A 16877-nucleotide genomic window follows, 5' to 3' on the forward strand; every position below is an offset into this window, starting at 1 on the left:
CCTCTGGCTAACACTTCCCCTTGCCGGGTGTGTAGAGGACTTTCACCTCCCAGTCACCAGCGTGGCCACCACAGCCAAGCTGGTTGCGCTTGCGCGCAACGCGCCATGCCTGGCGCACCAAAAAAAACGCCACCCCAAGGGGTGGCGCTGTTGTGCAGGCGGCGGGGGGCTTAGCTGCCGGCGATGGTCATACGCTCGATCAGCACCGAGCCGGTGCGGATATTGCTGCGCAGTTCCAGATCGTTACCCACGGCGACGATCTGCTTGAACATATCGCGCATATTGCCGGCGATGGTCACTTCCTGGACAGCGAACTGGATTTCGCCATGCTCCACCCAGAAACCTGCGGCACCACGGGAGTAGTCGCCGGTGACCATGTTCAAGCCATGGCCCATCAACTCGGTCACCAGCAAGCCACGGCCCATACGGCGCAACAGCGCCGCCTGGTCTTCATCGCCATGGGTCACGAACAGGTTGTGGACGCCACCGGAGTTGGCGGTACTCGGCAAACCGAGCTTGCGCCCGGCGTAGGTGCCCAGTACGTAGGACACCAACTCGCCCTTCTCGACAAACGGCTTGGCGTAGGTCGCCAGGCCATCGCCATCAAAGGCCGAACTGCCCATGGCGCGCATCAGGTGCGGGCGCTCATCCAGGGTCAACCACTCGGGAAACAACTTCTGGCCCAGTGCACCTTCAAGGAACGACGATTTGCGGTACAGGTTGCCCCCGGAAATCGCCCCCAGGAAGCTGCTGAACAGACCACCTGCCAACTCCGCCGAAAACAGCACCGGCACTTCGCACGTCGGCACCGGGCGCGCGCCCAGACGGCTCGCGGCCCGCTGCGCGGCGCGTTGGCCGATGCTGGCCGGATCCGCCAACAACTCGCCCTGGCGACTGACGTCATACCAGTAGTCACGCTGCATCTGGCCATCACCCTCGGCGATCATCACGCAGCTCAAGCTATGGCGCGTTGATGCATAGCCGCCGATAAACCCGTGGCTGTTGCCATACACACGGCAACCCTGGTGGGTACTCAAGGTGGTGCCATCGGCATTCTTGATCCGGCTGTCGGCATCAAACGCCGCAGCTTCGCAGGCCAGGGCTTTTTCGATGGCCTGCTCGGGGCTGATATCCCAGGCGTGAAACAGGTCGAAATCTTTCAGATCCCGCGCCATCAAGGCCGCATCCGCCAAACCCGAGGCCTCGTCTTCGGAGGTATGCCTGGCAATCGCCAGGGCGGCGGCGACGGTTTCGCGAATGGCTTCCGGGCCGCTGGCCGAGGTACTGGCCGAGCCTTTGCGTTGCCCCACATACAAGGTGATACCAAACCCCTGGTCGCGGTTGAACTCGACGGTTTCCACTTCCCGCTGGCGTACCGAAGTCGACAGCCCCTGCTCCAGCGACACCGCCACTTCACAGGCACTGGCGCCCTGGCGCTTGGCCTCATTGATGATCTGTTCAACTTGTTCCTGCAGTGCCGGTAACGCTTGTGGACCGACGCTTTGGGCTGCACTCATGGTGTTCTCCACTCAAATTCTGCTTTCGGTTAAGGCCATCGAGCGACCGGGCCGGACAAGCGGCCCCCGACTGGTTATCATGGCGGCGTTTCTTTGCGGACTGCCACCATGGTTGATTCTTACGACGACTCCCTCGATGGGGAGAAAAGCAAAACCCAGGTCAAACGCGAGCTGCATGCTCTGGTTGATCTCGGCGAGCGCCTTACAACACTCAAGCCGGACTTGATTGCCAAACTGCCACTGACCGACGAAATGCGCCGGGCCCTGGCAGATGCACCCAAGCACACCGCGAATATCGCGCGTAAACGGCACATCATGTTTATCGGCAAGCTGATGCGCGACCAGGACACTGACGCCATTCTGACCTTGCTCGACCAACTCGATGCTTCCACCCGCCAATACAACGAACGTTTCCATAACCTGGAACGTTGGCGCGACCGCCTGATCGGCGGTGACGACGCTGTATTGGAGAAGTTCGTCCTGGACTATCCAGATGCCGACCGCCAGCAACTGCGCTCCCTGATCCGTCAGGCCCAGCACGAACTGGCACAGAACAAGGCGCCGGCCACCAGCCGTAAAATCTTCAAGTACATCCGTGAGCTGGACGAGACTCAACGCGGCCTGCGTTGATCCTCTTCCCCGGGTGGCGGTCTTCGCCACCCGAAGCTCCACGCCTTACGACCCCGTGCCACCCACGGTGATCGCATCAATTTTCAGGGTTGGCTGGCCGACACCGACCGGCACCGACTGCCCATCCTTGCCACACATCCCCACACCGCTGTCCAGCGCCAGGTCGTTACCGACCATCGACACCTTGCTCATGGCTTCCGGGCCGTTGCCAATCAGGGTGGCGCCCTTGACCGGCGCAGTGATCTTGCCGTCTTCGATCAAATAGGCTTCGCTGGTGGAGAACACGAACTTGCCGCTGGTGATATCCACCTGGCCGCCCCCCAGGTTGGCGCAATAGATCCCACGTTTGACCGAGGCAATGATCTCTGCCGGATCGCTTTCGCCCGCGAGCATGTAGGTATTGGTCATCCGCGGCATCGGCAAATGCGCGTAGGACTCGCGACGACCGTTGCCGGTACGCGCCACGCCCATCAGGCGCGCGTTGAGCTTGTCTTGCATATAGCCCTTGAGCACGCCGTTTTCGATCAGCGTGGTGCACTCGGTGGGCGTGCCTTCGTCGTCGACGCTCAGGGAGCCACGGCGACCGGCCAAGGTGCCGTCATCGACGATGGTGCAGAGTTTGGAGGCGACCATTTCGCCCATGCGCCCGCTGTAGGCGGAGCTGCCCTTGCGGTTGAAGTCGCCTTCCAGGCCATGCCCCACCGCTTCATGCAGCAAGACCCCGGACCAGCCCGACCCGAGCACCACCGGCAGCGTACCGGCCGGCGCCGGAATGGCTTCCAGGTTGACCAACGCCTGGCGCAACGCCTCGCGGGCATAGCCCATGGCGCGGTCTTCGGTGAGGAAATAGCGATAATCCGTACGCCCGCCGCCGCCATGGCCGCCGCGCTCGCGACGGCCGTTCTGCTCGACAATCACACTGACATTGAAGCGCACCAGCGGTCGCACATCCGCCGCCAGGCTGCCATCGGTGGAGGCCACCAGGATGCGCTCCCAGACACCGGCCATGCTCACGCTCACCTGCTGGATACGCGGATCGAGGGCACGGGTTGCGGCATCCACGCGCTTGAGCAGCTCGACCTTTTCGGCACGGCTCATGACTTCCAGCGGGTTGTCCGGGCCGTACAACTGGGTCACGTCCTGGGTACTGAACGCCTGCACGGTGCCGTTCTGCCCGGCACGGGAAATCGAACGCGCCGCGCGGGCGGCCAGGCCCAGGGCTTCCAGGGTGATGGCATTGCTGTAGGCAAAGCCGGTCTTCTCACCGGACTGCGCACGCACGCCAACCCCTTGGTCAAGGTTGAAGCTGCCGTCCTTGACGATCCCGTCCTCCAGGGACCAGGACTCGGAAATCTGCCCCTGGAAATACAGGTCGGCGGCATCAATACCCGGCCCGGCCAGGTCGCCCAGCACGGTTTGCAGACTTTCGATGGTCACGCCACCGGGCGCCAGGAGGTGTTCACTGACTGAGGACAACAACTCGCTCATAGGTTCGGCCTTAAATTCATCGTTCTGAAGCAGGTCGCTGTGCGCCCTGCGAGAAAAAGCGCCGGTGGCCTGCCACCGGCATGCGCGCCCGTATCGACGCTTGTTCACTGCTATCGCGTTCGGCCAACAACACCGCTTCACCTTGATCCTGTAGCGCCAGTACGCGCCCCCATGGGTCGACAATCGCCCCATGACCATAGGTTTCCCGTGGCCCCGGGTGCACGCCACCCTGGGCGGCCGCCAGCAGGTAACACTGGGTTTCGATGGCCCGGGCCCGGATCAGCACATCCCAATGCGCCGCGCCGGTTACCGCCGTAAAGGCCGAGGGTGCGGTAATCAATTCAGCGCCCGCCGCACGTAACTCGCTGTACAGCTCCGGGAAGCGCAGGTCATAACAGACCGTCAGCCCCAGGCGCCCCACCGGCGTATCGGCCACCACCACTTGGTTGCCATAAGCATAGTCGTCGGATTCGCGATAACGACCGCGTGCGTCCGCCACGTCCACATCGAACAAATGCAGCTTGTCGTAGCGGGCCACGATTTGCCCCTGCGCGTCGATCAACAACGAGCAGGCGTTGGACTTGGCGTCGGGTTGTTCCAACGCAGGCAACGGCAATGTGCCGGCCACTATCCATAAGTTGAGGTCACGGGCGGTCAGTTTCAACCAGGGCAGGATCGGACCCTCGCCCACCGCTTCGGCGCGGCCAATAGCGGCCACGTCGCGGCGCCCCATGGCAGCGAAATTTTCCGGCAGGACCGCCAGTTGCGCCCCCCCTGCCGCCGCCTGTTCCAGCAAACGCCGGGCCTGGGCCAGGTTGGCCAGGATATCGCTCTGGCTGACCATCTGGATTACCGCAAAGGACATGGGCCCACACTCCATAAAAAGCATGGGGCCATGCTACTCCACAGGGGCTTATTGTGGTTTTTCAAATGGCTTGTCGAAGGTGATTTTTGGATCTTTCCATGGCCCTTGCACCTTGTACTGGACGCTGGCAAAACGCGAGACCCGATCGCCGATCAGCTTGTCGATCAGGAACAATGCGCCACCAATGGCCGGCGCGCCTACGATCAACGCGGCAATCGGCAGGTTGTTGGTCACCGGCAGGGTCACCAGCAACTTGGCATCGACCCGGTCGGCCACCAGGTCCAGGGTGCCGTTAAGCTCCAGGTTGCTCGACGGCCCCGTGAGAACAATCGGCTCACGGGTCACAAACACACCATTGCTGGCGGCCAGCAGGCCCTTGACCCGGTCGTAGCTCAGGCCCTTGCCCAGCAGGTCCGAGAAGTCCAGGCGCAAACGCCGGCCAATCGAGTTGAAGTTCAGCAGGCCAAACACCCGCAACGCCTGGGCACCGCCCTCCACCTCGACAAACTGCCCCTTGCGAAACGACGCATCCAGGCTGCCGGAAAAACGCTTGGGCCCAACCCACGCAGGCGAACCGGGCCAGCGCCCGTCAACATCCAGATGGAAATCCTGGCTGGTGACCGTGGGCGCAAACCCCCAGCCCTTGAGCACATCGGCGATGTTCTTGCCATCCAGGCGCCCCTTGTACCAACTGCTGCTGGCACCCGGCCCCCCTTCCCAGCCGCCGGCGCCCTTGAGCTGCATGCCCTTGAGGCCCAGGTCGAGGTTGTTGAAGGCCATGCCCTTGGCGGTCGGGCGCACCTTCAGGGACCAGGCGCCAATCAAGTCAGGCCCCTGAAACAACTGGTCAATGGCGATATCCAGCGCCGGAATGTCCTTGGGGTTGATATCTGCCAGGGGATCAGGCGCGTTCTCGTCGGCCTGGACCGTGGGATCGACCGCCGGCAGCTTCACGTATTGCAGATTGATGGCGATAGGCGCGCCCTTGGCATCCGGCAGGCCAATCCCCCCCTTGGCTTGCTGGCTGTCGAGCTGCAGGCCCCAGGCGGCGGGCTTGCGGTCCAGTTTCAGGGTGACCTGATCGAGTTGGGTACCAAACCCTGTGAGCTTGCCGATCTTGAAGTCGGCACTGCTCAACAGTTGTTTGGCATTGCCGCCTGGGTCATTGCCGGCATAGCGGTCGACCAACTTCTTCCAGGGATCGATATCCAGCTCCGACAGTACCCCGCGAATCCGCAGGCCCTTGCCACCGGGCAGCAAGGCATCGCCATCACCGAGGAACAGCTCGCCACGACCCTGGGCAAAGTTGTTCGCCGGAGCGGCAAAAGTAAAGTTCGCCAGCTCGCCGTAATCAAACCAGTAGCGCCGCTCCGCGCCCTGCAAGGTCATGCGCAATACACTGTCACGGCCCTGGCTGGCGGACATGCCAAACGGCGCCGGCAAATCCACCGCCACGCCCTTGAGGTTGGAGCTGACCCGCAACTGGCTGTCGGCACCGTCCAGGTCAAGCTGCAGTTGATACGGGATATCCCCGGACACCGGCAGCGGCTGGCCGACTTTCAGCCAGTCGGTAAGGCGCTTGACCGTCACCTGGCCCTTGGCCGTAACCCGCGTACTGAGATTGCCCGGTTTGCCACCGGCGGCAATCTGCGCCGTGATCGGCCGGTCGAAGGCCTGGGCGCTGATGTTCTGGCCACTCAGGCCCTTGGCGCTGTCGAAGCGGAACTCGCCCTTGAGCTGGCTCAGGTCCAGGGTCGGTTCGGCCAGTTGCAGGCGGGCCTTGTCGGTCTTGAAGTCCACCACGATTTTCGGCTCGGCGCCCTTGGCCAGGGGAATGTCCAGGTCCAGGGAGCCTTGCAGGTCGCCCTCGCCTTTCCAGCCGGCAAACGTCGATGCCGTGCCGATGGGCGCTTCCTGGAGGATCTTCAGACCATCCCCCAGGCCGCCGGCAAACCCGCCCGTGAGCAACAGATGGCTGTCCTGGCCGGGTGGCGCATGGGGAATGTTGACGTAAATGTCCTTGACCCGGGTGTCGAGCAATTGCCCCTTGCTGGCCAGGATGCGCACGCCGGTTTCTTCGACAAACACTTCACCGGCCACCTTGCTCACATGGGGCCAGCCCGGCTGAAACGCCAACTCGGCGTCGTGCACCTTGAAGAACAGGCTGATATTGCGCGCCGCCGTCACGGCGTCGTGGTTCAGCGAACCCTGGTACTGGAAGAACCCTTCATCGACCGCGCCCTTGAGAATCGCCGTGCGCAGCCATTCATCCAGGGCCGGGCTCAACACCGCCGGCAGGTATTTGGCGGTAAAGCGTCCATCGCCGTCGACCATGCCGACCCGCAGATCCATGTAGTCTTCCTGGCTATGATCGAAATGCAGGCGAATCAGGAAGTCCGCCGCGACCTTGCCCTCTTCCCCCAGCACCTTGATATAGGGCGCAATCAGTGTGAAGCCTTGCTTATCCAGCTTCCACGTCAGGCGCGCGTTGGCCTGGATGTACTGCCAGGGCTTGGCGAAAATCGGGTCCAGGTGCAAGGCGAAGTCCTTGCTGTCCATGCGCAGCTCACCCTGGCCCAGGTCGCCGCTGATGCTGCCGGAGACATTGCGGGCCGCCGGCGCGCCGAAATAGGCATCAAAGCCCACGCGGTCGAGGTTGGCGGCAAAGCTGACGCGCTGGTCGCCCGTCTCCTCGGGACGATAATCCACCCGCACATTGCGCAGCACGCCCGTGGCCTTCAAGGCTTCGACAGCCTTGGCAAAACCTTCCGGCAATGGCGCCAGGGCATTGAGCAAGGGGGTGATCGGCGTCAGGTCCAGGCGGTCGGCCTGCAGGTTCCAGGTTTCCTGGCCCTTGTCGCTGGCCAGGGTCTGCTGCAACTGCAGGTGCGACTCCCAGCGGGTGTCGCCCAGGTTCATAGCCAGCGAGTCGAAGACCACCTTCAGGCCGCTGTCATTGCGCTGCAGGTAGGCCGTCAGGCCCAGGTTCTGGATGCTCACGGGTTTGCGCTGGGCATAACGGACCTTGGCTTGCGGTGCGTTGAGCCGCGCGGCGGCGCTTTGCAGCGTGCCATTGGCCCAGGTCAGCCAGAACTCGCCACCGGCTTTCAACTCGCTGAGTTTCCAGCCCTGGGTCAACTTCGCCGGAATCCATTGCGCCCAATTGCTCTGGGGCAGGCTCAGGTAAGCCTGGACTTCACCGTCGCGCCACTGGCTGGCACGGATCCGCGTGCGCAGGCTGAGGGCCAGCGGTTGCCCATCGGGCAGGGTCAGGCGCGCATCCAGGCGCTGGCGAGTGGCACCGGTTTGCAGGCTCAGGCCCACGTAGGTCAAGGTCAACGGCGCTTGCTCAAACGGCTGCAAGGTGACCTGGCTGTCCAGCAGCGAGACCTTCGCCACCGCCTGCATGCGCTGGAGCAGTTGCTCCGGGTCCAGGGGCTGGTCGTCCTGCACCGGCAGGCCTTGCAGTGCCCAACGGCCGTCCTGGTCTTCCTTGACGCTGAGCTGCAACCCGCTGACTTCCAGGTGGGCGATGCGCACATCCCACGCCAACAGGCTGGCCCAGACGTCGGGCACCACTTGTACCTGGTCCAGGCGCAAGGCACTGCTGCCTTCGCCGACCATCACATCGTGGGCGAGCAATACCGGGGCAAAACCGCTCCAGCGCCCTTCCAGGCTGCCAATGCTCAGGGGCATATCGACCGCCGCCTGCGCCTTGGCCTCGACTTCGGCACGGTACTCCGCCACCAAGGGTGTCAATTCACGGCCCAGGCTGACGTAGACCGCCGCCAGCACCAGCAGCAATGCACACAGGCCAAGGCCCCAACGGGTCAGTGCGGCAAAAAAGCGTTGCAGACGCTCCATGTCAGGCGACCCTCAAGGTAATAGTCGGACGGCAGATCAAGGTCTGGCGGTCTCGTTGAACAGGACGGATGCGAATCAGAGCAGCACCACGTCGTATTGTTCCTGGGAATACATGGTTTCGACCTGGAAACGGATGGTACGGCCAATAAAACCTTCCAATTCCGCAACGTTGCCCGACTCTTCGTCGAGCAACCGGTCCACCACCTTCTGGTTGGCCAGGACTCTATAACCCTCGGCCTGGTAAGCGCGTGCCTCCCGTAGGATTTCCCGGAAAATCTCGTAGCAAACCGTTTCCGGGGTCTTCAACTTGCCGCGCCCCTGGCAACTGCTGCACGGTTCGCACAGCACTTGCTCAAGGCTCTCGCGGGTACGCTTGCGGGTCATCTGCACCAGGCCCAACTCGGTGATCCCGATAATGTTGGTCTTGGCGTGATCGCGCTCCAGTTGCTTTTCAAGGGTGCGCAACACCTGGCGCTGGTGCTCTTCATCTTCCATGTCGATAAAGTCGATGATGATGATCCCGCCCAGGTTGCGCAGGCGCAGCTGGCGGGCAATGGCAGTGGCAGCTTCGAGGTTGGTCTTGAAGATGGTTTCTTCAAGGTTGCGATGGCCGACGAAGGCGCCGGTGTTGACGTCAATGGTGCTCATGGCTTCCGCCGGGTCCACCACCAGGTAGCCACCGGACTTGAGCGGCACCTTGCGCTCCAGGGCCTTCTGGATTTCGTCCTCGACGCCGTACAAGTCGAAAATCGGCCGCTCGCCGGGGTAGTGTTCCAGGCGGTCGGCGATTTCCGGCATCAGTTCGGCGACAAATTGCGTGGTGCGCTGGAAGGTTTCCCGCGAATCGATACGAATTTTCTCGATCTTCGGGCTGACCAGGTCGCGCAGGGTGCGCAGGGCCAGGCCCAGGTCTTCGTAGATGACGCTCGGCGCGCCGACGGTCTTGATCTGGGCACCGATCTGGTCCCACAGGCGCCGCAGGTAGCGGATGTCCATAAGGATCTCATCGGCTCCGGCGCCCTCGGCGGCGGTACGCAGGATGAAGCCGCCCGCTTCCTTGATGCCCTCGGCCGCCACGCAATCGCTGACAACTTTTTTCAGGCGCTCACGCTCACCTTCGTCTTCGATCTTCAGGGAAATGCCAACGTGGGCGGTGCGCGGCATATACACCAGGTAACGCGAAGGAATCGACAACTGCGTGGTCAGGCGCGCGCCCTTGGAACCGATAGGGTCCTTGGTGACTTGCACCACCAGGCCCTGCCCTTCATGCACCAGGGCGCTGATGCTCTCGACCGCCGGGCCTTCGCGCAGGGAGATTTCCGAGGCATGGATAAATGCGGCACGGTCCAGGCCGATATCGACAAAGGCCGCCTGCATGCCCGGTAGCACCCGCACGACCTTGCCTTTGTAGATATTGCCGACAATCCCGCGCTTCTGGGTGCGCTCGACGTGCACTTCCTGCAAAACACCGTTTTCTACCACCGCCACGCGCGATTCCATCGGCGTGATGTTGATCAGAATCTCTTCACTCATGGCTGGGTCTCGTTCAGGCGTTTTCACAATAGTGGCCGATCGCTTAAAGGTGGCGCTGGAATAAAGCGTTCAGCGCACGCAAAGGTGTTGCCAACAGGGTATGCCGAAATGGCCCAGCAGTTCTGCTGTTTCGCAGACTGGCAGGCCAACGACTGCGGAGTAGCTACCATTGAGCCCGGCGACAAATACTGCCGCCAACCCTTGGATAGCATAGCCGCCCGCCTTGTCCCGGGGTTCCCCGCTGTGCCAGTAAGTCGTTGCTTCGTGTGTGGAAACCTGGCGAAAACGCACGCGACTGCTGACCAGGCGCGTTTCGCAGCGCTGTCCATCGAGCAGGGCAATGGCGGTGAGGACTTCGTGTTCACGATCAGAAAGGGCCAACAGCATGGCCAGGGCATCGGCCTGGTCCACGGGTTTGCCCAGGATCCGGCCATCGAGGATAACGGCGGTATCGGCGCCCAACACGCAGGCATTGCGGGTATCGACCAATGTCGCCAGGCCTGCGGCGGCTTTGCCACGGGCCAGGCGCTCGACGTAAGACGCCGGCGACTCGTCGTCCAGGGGTGTTTCATCGATAGCCGCGTTGACCACGGTGAACGGCACGCCGATCTGGGTCAGCAGTTCACGCCGCCGAGGAGAGCCAGAGGCCAGATAAAGCGCATGCATTGCAGACTCTCCCTGTGGGTTCGATAACCAGGTAGAACCTCGCGCCCCACTCAATTGATTTTATAGCGGCGACGTAACCCACGCAGGCCAAAGCTGATCCATGGCCACAGCAGCGCGCTGACCAGGGCCGGCAAAACCAGCGCCAGGGTGGGTTGGCGGTTACCGGTCAAGGCACTGAGCCACAGTTGCACCAACTGGGCCAGGCCGAAGATCACCAGGATCACCAGGCACTGCTGCCACATCGGGAACATGCGCAGGCGTTGCTGCAACGACAGCACCAGGAAGGTAATCAGCGTGAGAATCAAGGCGTTCTGGCCAAGCAGCGTGCCATACATCACGTCTTCAGCCAGCCCCAGGCACATGGCCGTGACCATCCCGACCTTGTGCGGCAAGGCCAGGGCCCAGAAGGCCAGCAGCAGGGCCAGCCACAGCGGGCGCAGGATTTCCATGAACTGCGGCATCGGCGAAACGCTGAGCAGCATGCCGATGGCGAAGGTCAACCAGACCATCCAGCCATTGCGCGAATGAGTACCGGCCATTATTGCGCCCCCTGTCGAGTGGTTGCCGGCGCCGGAGCCGTCGCCGCTGGCTTGACTGGCCGAGCAGGTTGGGCCACCGGTCTGGCAGGTGTTGCCGTAGTGGGCGCGGCGGGTGCAACCGGGGCCGCCGGTTTGGGTACGGTTGCCGGGATAATCGGCGTGGTGGCGCCGTCTTGTTTTTCCTGCGCTTCCTGGGCCTGGGCGGCTTCGTTGGCACGTTCTTCCGGCGTGCGTGTGTCACTGAACACCAGCAACAGGTAGCGGCTACGGTTCAGCGCGGCCGTGGGCACGGCGCGGACAATCGCGAACGGCTGGCCGGAATCGTGGATCACTTCCTTGACCGTCGCCACCGGATAGCCCGCCGGGAACCGCTGGCCGAGGCCGGAGCTGACCAGCAGGTCGCCTTCCTTGATGTCGGCGGTGTCCGCCACATGCCGCAGCTCCAGGCGCTCCGGGTTGCCCGTGCCACTGGCAATCGCCCGCAGGCCATTGCGGTTGACCTGCACCGGAATGCTGTGGGTGGTGTCGGTCAGTAGCAGCACACGGGAGGTATAGGGCATCAACTCCACCACCTGGCCCATCAGGCCACGGGCATCGAGCACCGGCTGGCCCAGGACCACACCATCGCGCTCGCCCTTGTTGATGATGATGCGATGGGTGAAGGGGTTGGGGTCCATGCCGATCAACTCGGCCACTTCGACCTTTTCGTTGACCAACGCGGACGAGTTGAGCAACTCGCGCAGCCGCACGTTCTGCTCGGTCAGGGCCGCCAGCTTTTGCATGCGCCCCTGCAACAGCAGGTTTTCGGTCTTGAGTTTTTCGTTCTCGGCCACCAGTTCGGTACGGCTGCCAAACTGGCTGGCCACACCTTGCCATAGCCGTTGCGGCAGGTCGGTGATCCAGTAGGACTGCATCAAGACCAGCGACATCTGGCTACGCACTGGCTTGAGCAGTGTGAAACGGGCATCGACCACCATCAGCGCGACCGATAGCACGACCAGCACCAACAAGCGCACGCCCAATGAGGGGCCTTTAGTGAAGAGCGGTTTAATAGGCCGCTCCTCCCGGGCAGATATTCTCTTTATTCATACGGCATCAAACCGGCCTGGATGCAGATTGAAGAAGATAAACGCCAACAGGCAGCACTGCAAAGTGCTGCCTGCCTGGCGAAACATGGTGCAACCAACGAGCTTATTCGCTGGAGAGCAGGTCCATGGTGTGTTTATCCATCATTTCCAGTGCACGACCACCACCGCGGGCAACGCAGGTCAGCGGGTCTTCGGCAACGATCACCGGCAGACCGGTTTCCTGGGCCAGCAGCTTGTCGAGGTCGCGCAGCAAGGCACCACCACCGGTCAGCACCAGGCCACGCTCGGCGATATCGGAAGCCAGTTCCGGCGGCGACTGCTCCAGCGCGCTTTTGACCGCCTGAACGATGGTGGCCAGGGACTCTTGCAGAGCTTCCAGCACTTCATTGGAGTTCAGGGTAAAGGCACGTGGCACGCCTTCGGCCAGGTTGCGACCGCGAACATCGACTTCGCGCACTTCGCCGCCCGGGTAAGCGGTGCCGATTTCCTGCTTGATGCGCTCGGCGGTGGATTCGCCGATCAGGCTGCCGTAGTTACGACGCACATACGTGATGATCGCTTCGTCGAAGCGGTCGCCGCCCACACGCACGGACTCGGCATACACCACGCCATTGAGGGAAATCAGGGCGATCTCGGTAGTACCACCACCGATATCCACCACCATCGAACCGCGCGCCTCTTCAACCGGCAGGCCGGCGCCGATGGCAGCCGCCATTGGCTCTTCGATCAGGAACACTTCGCGGGCACCGGCGCCAAGGGCCGATTCACGGATGGCACGACGCTCCACCTGGGTGGATTTGCATGGTACGCAGATCAGCACACGAGGGCTGGGCTGCAAGAAACTGTTTTCGTGAACTTTGTTGATGAAGTACTGCAGCATCTTCTCGCAGACGCTGAAGTCGGCGATCACGCCGTCTTTCATCGGACGAATGGCGGCAATGTTGCCAGGTGTGCGGCCGAGCATGCGCTTGGCCTCGGTGCCCACGGCAACGACACTTTTCTGATTACCATGGGTCCGAATGGCCACAACCGATGGCTCATTCAGGACGATACCGCGCTCGCGCACGTAAATAAGGGTGTTGGCAGTGCCCAGGTCGATGGAAAGATCGCTGGAAAACATGCCACGCAGTTTCTTGAACATGGGAAAGGGACCCTAGGCAACGCGTGGGTAAAAAAGTGCGGCAAACTCTAACAACGACAGGGATTTTGGGCAAGGCGCCAATGTGCTAAATTGACCGACTTTCTGTGCACCTAACCCCACAATCGCGGCCTTATGACCGTAGAAATGCGGTAGTGTTCCGACAATCTAACACACGGATAGCTTCCGTTCTGTTTTCCACTGGAGAATCCCATGGCGCTTGAACGCTCCGACGTGGAAAAAATCGCTCATCTGGCCTGCCTGGGCCTCAATGAAGCCGATCTTCCACAGACCACCGCAGCCCTGAACAGCATTCTCGGGCTGGTCGACCAGATGCAAGCGGTGAATACCGACGGCATCGAACCCCTGGCCCACCCACTGGAAGCCAGCCAGCGCCTGCGCGCAGACGTCGTGACCGAACGCAATAACCGCGAGGCCTACCAGTCCATCGCACCTGCGGTCGAGAACGGCCTGTACCTGGTTCCGAAAGTCATCGACTAAAGGGAAAGAGCCTGCAATGCATCAATTGACTCTGGCCGAGATCGCCCGCGGTCTCGCCGACAAAAAGTTTTCTTCCGAAGAGCTGACCACGACCCTGCTGGCGCGTATCGCCGCGCTGGACCCGAAGGTCAACAGCTTCATCAGCCTCACCGAAGAGCTGGCCCTTAGCCAGGCCAAGGCCGCCGACGCCCGTCGCGCCAACGGTGAAAGCGGCGCGCTGCTGGGTGCGCCAATCGGTCACAAGGACCTGTTCTGCACCCAGGGCATCCGCACCAGCTGTGGCTCGAAGATGCTCGACAACTTCAAGGCGCCCTACGACGCCACCGTGGTCGCCAAGCTGGCCGAAGCCGGGGCCGTGACCCTGGGCAAGACCAACATGGACGAATTCGCCATGGGCTCGGCCAACGAATCGAGCTACTACGGCGCGGTGAAAAACCCGTGGAACCTGGAGCATGTGCCCGGCGGTTCGTCCGGTGGCTCGGCTGCCGCCGTGGCCGCCCGCCTGCTGCCGGCCGCTACAGCCACCGATACCGGCGGCTCGATCCGCCAGCCCGCCGCCTTCACCAACCTCACCGGCCTGAAACCGACCTACGGGCGTGTTTCCCGCTGGGGCATGATTGCCTACGCGTCCAGCCTCGACCAAGGCGGCCCCCTGGCCCGCACCGCCGAAGACTGCGCAATATTGTTACAAGGCATGGCCGGCTTCGACGCCAAGGACTCCACCAGCATCGACGAACCGGTGCCGGACTACAGCGCCAGCCTCAATACCTCGCTCAAAGGCCTGCGCATCGGCGTGCCGAAAGAGTATTTCAGCGCCGGCCTCGACCCGCGTATCGCCGAGCTGGTGCATAACAGCGTCAAGGAACTGGAAAAGCTCGGCGCGGTGATCAAGGAAATCAGCCTGCCGAACAACCAGCACGCGATCCCTGCGTACTACGTGATCGCCCCGGCCGAAGCCTCGTCGAACCTGTCGCGCTTCGACGGCGTGCGTTTCGGCTATCGCTGCGAAGACCCGAAAGACCTCACCGACCTGTACAAACGCTCCCGTGGCGAAGGTTTCGGCGTGGAAGTGCAGCGCCGCATCATGGTCGGCGCCTACGCCCTGTCGGCTGGTTACTACGACGCGTACTACCTCAAGGCGCAAAAGATCCGACGCCTGATCAAGAACGACTTCATGGCCGCCTTTAATGAAGTCGACGTGATCCTCGGCCCGACCACGCCGAACCCGGCCTGGAAGATCGGCGCCAAGACCGGCGACCCGATCGCCGAGTACCTGGAAGACCTCTACACCATCACCGCCAACCTCGCGGGCTTGCCGGGCTTGTCCATGCCTGCCGGTTTCGTCGACGGGCTGCCGGTGGGCGTGCAGTTGCTCGCCCCGTATTTCCAGGAAGGCCGCCTGCTCAATGTGGCGCACCAGTACCAGTTGAACACTGACTGGCACACTCGCACCCCTACCGGCTTCTGAGGAGAACACTATGCAATGGGAAGTTGTGATCGGGCTGGAGATTCACACCCAGCTCGCCACCCAATCGAAGATTTTCTCCGGTAGCGCCACCACGTTCGGCGCAGAACCCAACACCCAGGCCAGCCTGGTCGATCTGGGCATGCCTGGCGTATTGCCAGTGCTGAACCAGGAAGCGGTGCGCATGGCGGTGATGTTCGGCCTGGCGATTGACGCCCAGATCGGCCAGCACAACGTGTTTGCGCGCAAGAACTACTTCTACCCGGACCTGCCCAAGGGCTACCAGATCAGCCAGATGGAGTTGCCGATTGTCGGCAAGGGCTACCTGGATATCCCCCTGGAAGACGGCACGATCAAACGTGTCGGCGTGACCCGCGCACACCTGGAAGAAGATGCCGGCAAGAGCCTGCATGAAGAATTCAACGGCGCCAGCGGCATCGACCTGAACCGCGCCGGCACGCCGCTGCTGGAGATCGTGTCCGAGCCGGATATGCGCAGCGCCAAGGAAGCCGTGGCCTACGTCAAGACCATCCACGCGCTGGTGCGCTACCTGGGCATCTGCGACGGCAACATGGCCGAAGGTTCCCTGCGTTGCGATTGCAACGTGTCGGTACGGCCAAAAGGCCAGGTCGAGTACGGCACCCGCTGCGAGATCAAGAACGTCAACTCGTTCCGCTTCATCGAGAAAGCGATCAACACCGAAGTCCGGCGCCAGATCGAATTGATCGAAGACGGCGGCAAGGTGATCCAGCAGACCCGCCTGTACGACCCGAACAAGGACGAAACCCGCGCCATGCGCAGCAAGGAGGAAGCCAACGACTACCGTTACTTCCCCGACCCGGACCTGCTGCCGGTGGTCATCGAGGATTCGTTCCTCAATGACGTGCGCGCGACCCTGCCGGAATTGCCACCGCAAAAACGCGAGCGCTTCCAGGCGCAGTTCGGTCTGTCGGTATATGACGCCAGCGTCCTGGCGTCGAGCCGTGAGCAAGCCGACTACTTTGAGAAAGTCGTGAGCATCGCCGGTGACGCCAAGCTGGCGGCCAACTGGGTCATGGTTGAACTGGGCAGCCTGTTGAACAAACAGGGCCTGGAAATCGACGAAGCCCCGGTCTCGGCCGAACAACTGGGCGGCATGTTGCTGCGCATCAAGGACAACACCATCTCCGGCAAAATCGCCAAGACCGTGTTCGAGGCCATGGCCAGCGGTGAAGGCAACGCCGACGAGATCATCGAGAAGCGCGGCCTCAAGCAAGTCACCGACAGCGGCGCGATCTCGGCCGTTCTCGATGAAATGCTGGCGGCCAACGCCGAGCAGGTCGAACAGTACCGCGCAGCCGATGAAGCCAAGCGCGGCAAGATGTTTGGCTTCTTTGTGGGCCAGGCGATGAAGGCCTCCAAAGGCAAGGCCAACCCGCAACAGGTCAACGAATTGCTCAAGAGCAAGCTCGAAGGCTGATAGCAATGAATGGTCCGAGCTGGATTTTACTTGCGACTCGGACCCCATGTGGGAGCGGGCTTGCTCGCGATGGCGGAGTGTCAGTCAATGTATTTGGCGACTGATTCACCGCTATCGCGAGCAA

13 protein-coding genes are annotated in these 16877 nt (G+C 62.2%); 4 read left to right on the plus strand and 9 right to left on the minus strand.

What is annotated here, in order from left to right; all coding sequences use genetic code 11:
• Positions 1-170: 170 nt before the first annotated feature.
• On the minus strand, positions 171-1517 hold the full coding sequence (gene pmbA / locus BLL38_RS19775; protein ID WP_076964011.1) for a metalloprotease PmbA: 1347 nt from the start codon (positions 1515-1517) through the stop codon (positions 171-173).
• A 108-nt stretch (positions 1518-1625) separates the two neighbouring features.
• Between pmbA and yjgA the strand changes: the two genes are divergently transcribed.
• A complete protein-coding gene (yjgA, locus tag BLL38_RS19780; RefSeq protein WP_029291815.1) occupies positions 1626-2147 on the plus strand; it encodes a ribosome biogenesis factor YjgA in 522 nt (173 codons plus the stop codon).
• Positions 2148-2192: 45 nt separating this feature from the next.
• Here yjgA and tldD read toward each other — a convergent pair whose 3' ends face one another.
• The 8 genes from tldD to mreB form a co-directional block, all read right to left on the minus strand.
• Positions 2193-3635 carry a metalloprotease TldD gene (tldD, locus tag BLL38_RS19785; protein WP_076964012.1) on the minus strand — a complete coding sequence of 481 codons (1443 nt, stop codon included), beginning with the start codon at positions 3633-3635 and terminating at the stop codon, positions 2193-2195.
• 16 nt (positions 3636-3651) lie between these two features.
• Positions 3652-4500: a carbon-nitrogen hydrolase family protein gene (locus BLL38_RS19790; RefSeq protein ID WP_076964013.1), complete on the minus strand. Its 849-nt coding sequence runs from the start codon at positions 4498-4500 to the stop codon at positions 3652-3654.
• A 48-nt stretch (positions 4501-4548) separates the two neighbouring features.
• Complete coding sequence (locus tag BLL38_RS19795; protein ID WP_076964014.1) at positions 4549-8364, minus strand: YhdP family protein; 3816 nt, start codon at positions 8362-8364, stop codon at positions 4549-4551.
• Between the two features lie 75 nt (positions 8365-8439).
• Entirely contained in the window at positions 8440-9897 is a 1458-nt protein-coding gene (gene rng / locus BLL38_RS19800; RefSeq protein ID WP_076964015.1) for a ribonuclease G, read from the minus strand.
• Positions 9898-9966: 69 nt separating this feature from the next.
• Entirely contained in the window at positions 9967-10563 is a 597-nt protein-coding gene (locus BLL38_RS19805; RefSeq protein WP_076964016.1) for a Maf family protein, read from the minus strand.
• A 50-nt stretch (positions 10564-10613) separates the two neighbouring features.
• Positions 10614-11102: a rod shape-determining protein MreD gene (mreD, locus tag BLL38_RS19810; RefSeq protein WP_029291827.1), complete on the minus strand. Its 489-nt coding sequence runs from the start codon at positions 11100-11102 to the stop codon at positions 10614-10616.
• The gene (gene mreC, locus BLL38_RS19815; RefSeq protein ID WP_076964017.1) at positions 11102-12154 is read right to left on the minus strand and encodes a rod shape-determining protein MreC; all 1053 of its coding nucleotides are present in this window, start codon (positions 12152-12154) and stop codon (positions 11102-11104) included. Before mreC ends, mreD begins: the two co-directional genes overlap by 1 nt.
• Positions 12155-12293: 139 nt before the next feature.
• Positions 12294-13331 carry a rod shape-determining protein MreB gene (gene mreB, locus BLL38_RS19820; RefSeq protein WP_002555108.1) on the minus strand — a complete coding sequence of 346 codons (1038 nt, stop codon included), beginning with the start codon at positions 13329-13331 and terminating at the stop codon, positions 12294-12296.
• 210 nt (positions 13332-13541) lie between these two features.
• Here mreB and gatC point away from each other — a divergent pair, with 210 nt between their 5' ends.
• From gatC to gatB, 3 genes are read left to right on the plus strand one after another with little or no spacing between them, the layout of a single operon-like run.
• Positions 13542-13829 carry an Asp-tRNA(Asn)/Glu-tRNA(Gln) amidotransferase subunit GatC gene (gene gatC, locus BLL38_RS19825; protein ID WP_003216077.1) on the plus strand — a complete coding sequence of 96 codons (288 nt, stop codon included), beginning with the start codon at positions 13542-13544 and terminating at the stop codon, positions 13827-13829.
• Between the two features lie 16 nt (positions 13830-13845).
• Positions 13846-15297, plus strand: coding sequence for an Asp-tRNA(Asn)/Glu-tRNA(Gln) amidotransferase subunit GatA (gene gatA, locus BLL38_RS19830; RefSeq protein ID WP_076964018.1), 1452 nt, complete (start codon positions 13846-13848; stop codon positions 15295-15297).
• 10 nt (positions 15298-15307) lie between these two features.
• Entirely contained in the window at positions 15308-16753 is a 1446-nt protein-coding gene (gene gatB / locus BLL38_RS19835) for an Asp-tRNA(Asn)/Glu-tRNA(Gln) amidotransferase subunit GatB (RefSeq protein ID WP_076964019.1), read from the plus strand.
• Positions 16754-16877 lie beyond the last annotated feature (124 nt).

The organism is Pseudomonas gessardii, from assembly GCF_001983165.1.
Taxonomy (GTDB): domain Bacteria; phylum Pseudomonadota; class Gammaproteobacteria; order Pseudomonadales; family Pseudomonadaceae; genus Aquipseudomonas; species Aquipseudomonas gessardii.

What these genes read in the sequence shown, in the direction of transcription:
- mreD (WP_029291827.1), bottom strand. Translation starts at nt 11,102, where the DNA reads ATGGCCGGTACTCATTCGCGCAATGGCTGGATGGTCTGGTTGACCTTC.
- BLL38_RS19805 (WP_076964016.1), bottom strand. Translation starts at nt 10,563, where the DNA reads ATGCATGCGCTTTATCTGGCCTCTGGCTCTCCTCGGCGGCGTGAACTG.
- tldD (WP_076964012.1), bottom strand. Translation starts at nt 3,635, where the DNA reads ATGAGCGAGTTGTTGTCCTCAGTCAGTGAACACCTCCTGGCGCCCGGT.
- gatB (WP_076964019.1), top strand. Translation starts at nt 15,308, where the DNA reads ATGCAATGGGAAGTTGTGATCGGGCTGGAGATTCACACCCAGCTCGCC.
- gatC (WP_003216077.1), top strand. Translation starts at nt 13,542, where the DNA reads ATGGCGCTTGAACGCTCCGACGTGGAAAAAATCGCTCATCTGGCCTGC.
- rng (WP_076964015.1), bottom strand. Translation starts at nt 9,897, where the DNA reads ATGAGTGAAGAGATTCTGATCAACATCACGCCGATGGAATCGCGCGTG.
- BLL38_RS19795 (WP_076964014.1), bottom strand. Translation starts at nt 8,364, where the DNA reads ATGGAGCGTCTGCAACGCTTTTTTGCCGCACTGACCCGTTGGGGCCTT.
- BLL38_RS19790 (WP_076964013.1), bottom strand. Translation starts at nt 4,500, where the DNA reads ATGTCCTTTGCGGTAATCCAGATGGTCAGCCAGAGCGATATCCTGGCC.
- mreB (WP_002555108.1), bottom strand. Translation starts at nt 13,331, where the DNA reads ATGTTCAAGAAACTGCGTGGCATGTTTTCCAGCGATCTTTCCATCGAC.
- yjgA (WP_029291815.1), top strand. Translation starts at nt 1,626, where the DNA reads ATGGTTGATTCTTACGACGACTCCCTCGATGGGGAGAAAAGCAAAACC.
- gatA (WP_076964018.1), top strand. Translation starts at nt 13,846, where the DNA reads ATGCATCAATTGACTCTGGCCGAGATCGCCCGCGGTCTCGCCGACAAA.
- pmbA (WP_076964011.1), bottom strand. Translation starts at nt 1,517, where the DNA reads ATGAGTGCAGCCCAAAGCGTCGGTCCACAAGCGTTACCGGCACTGCAG.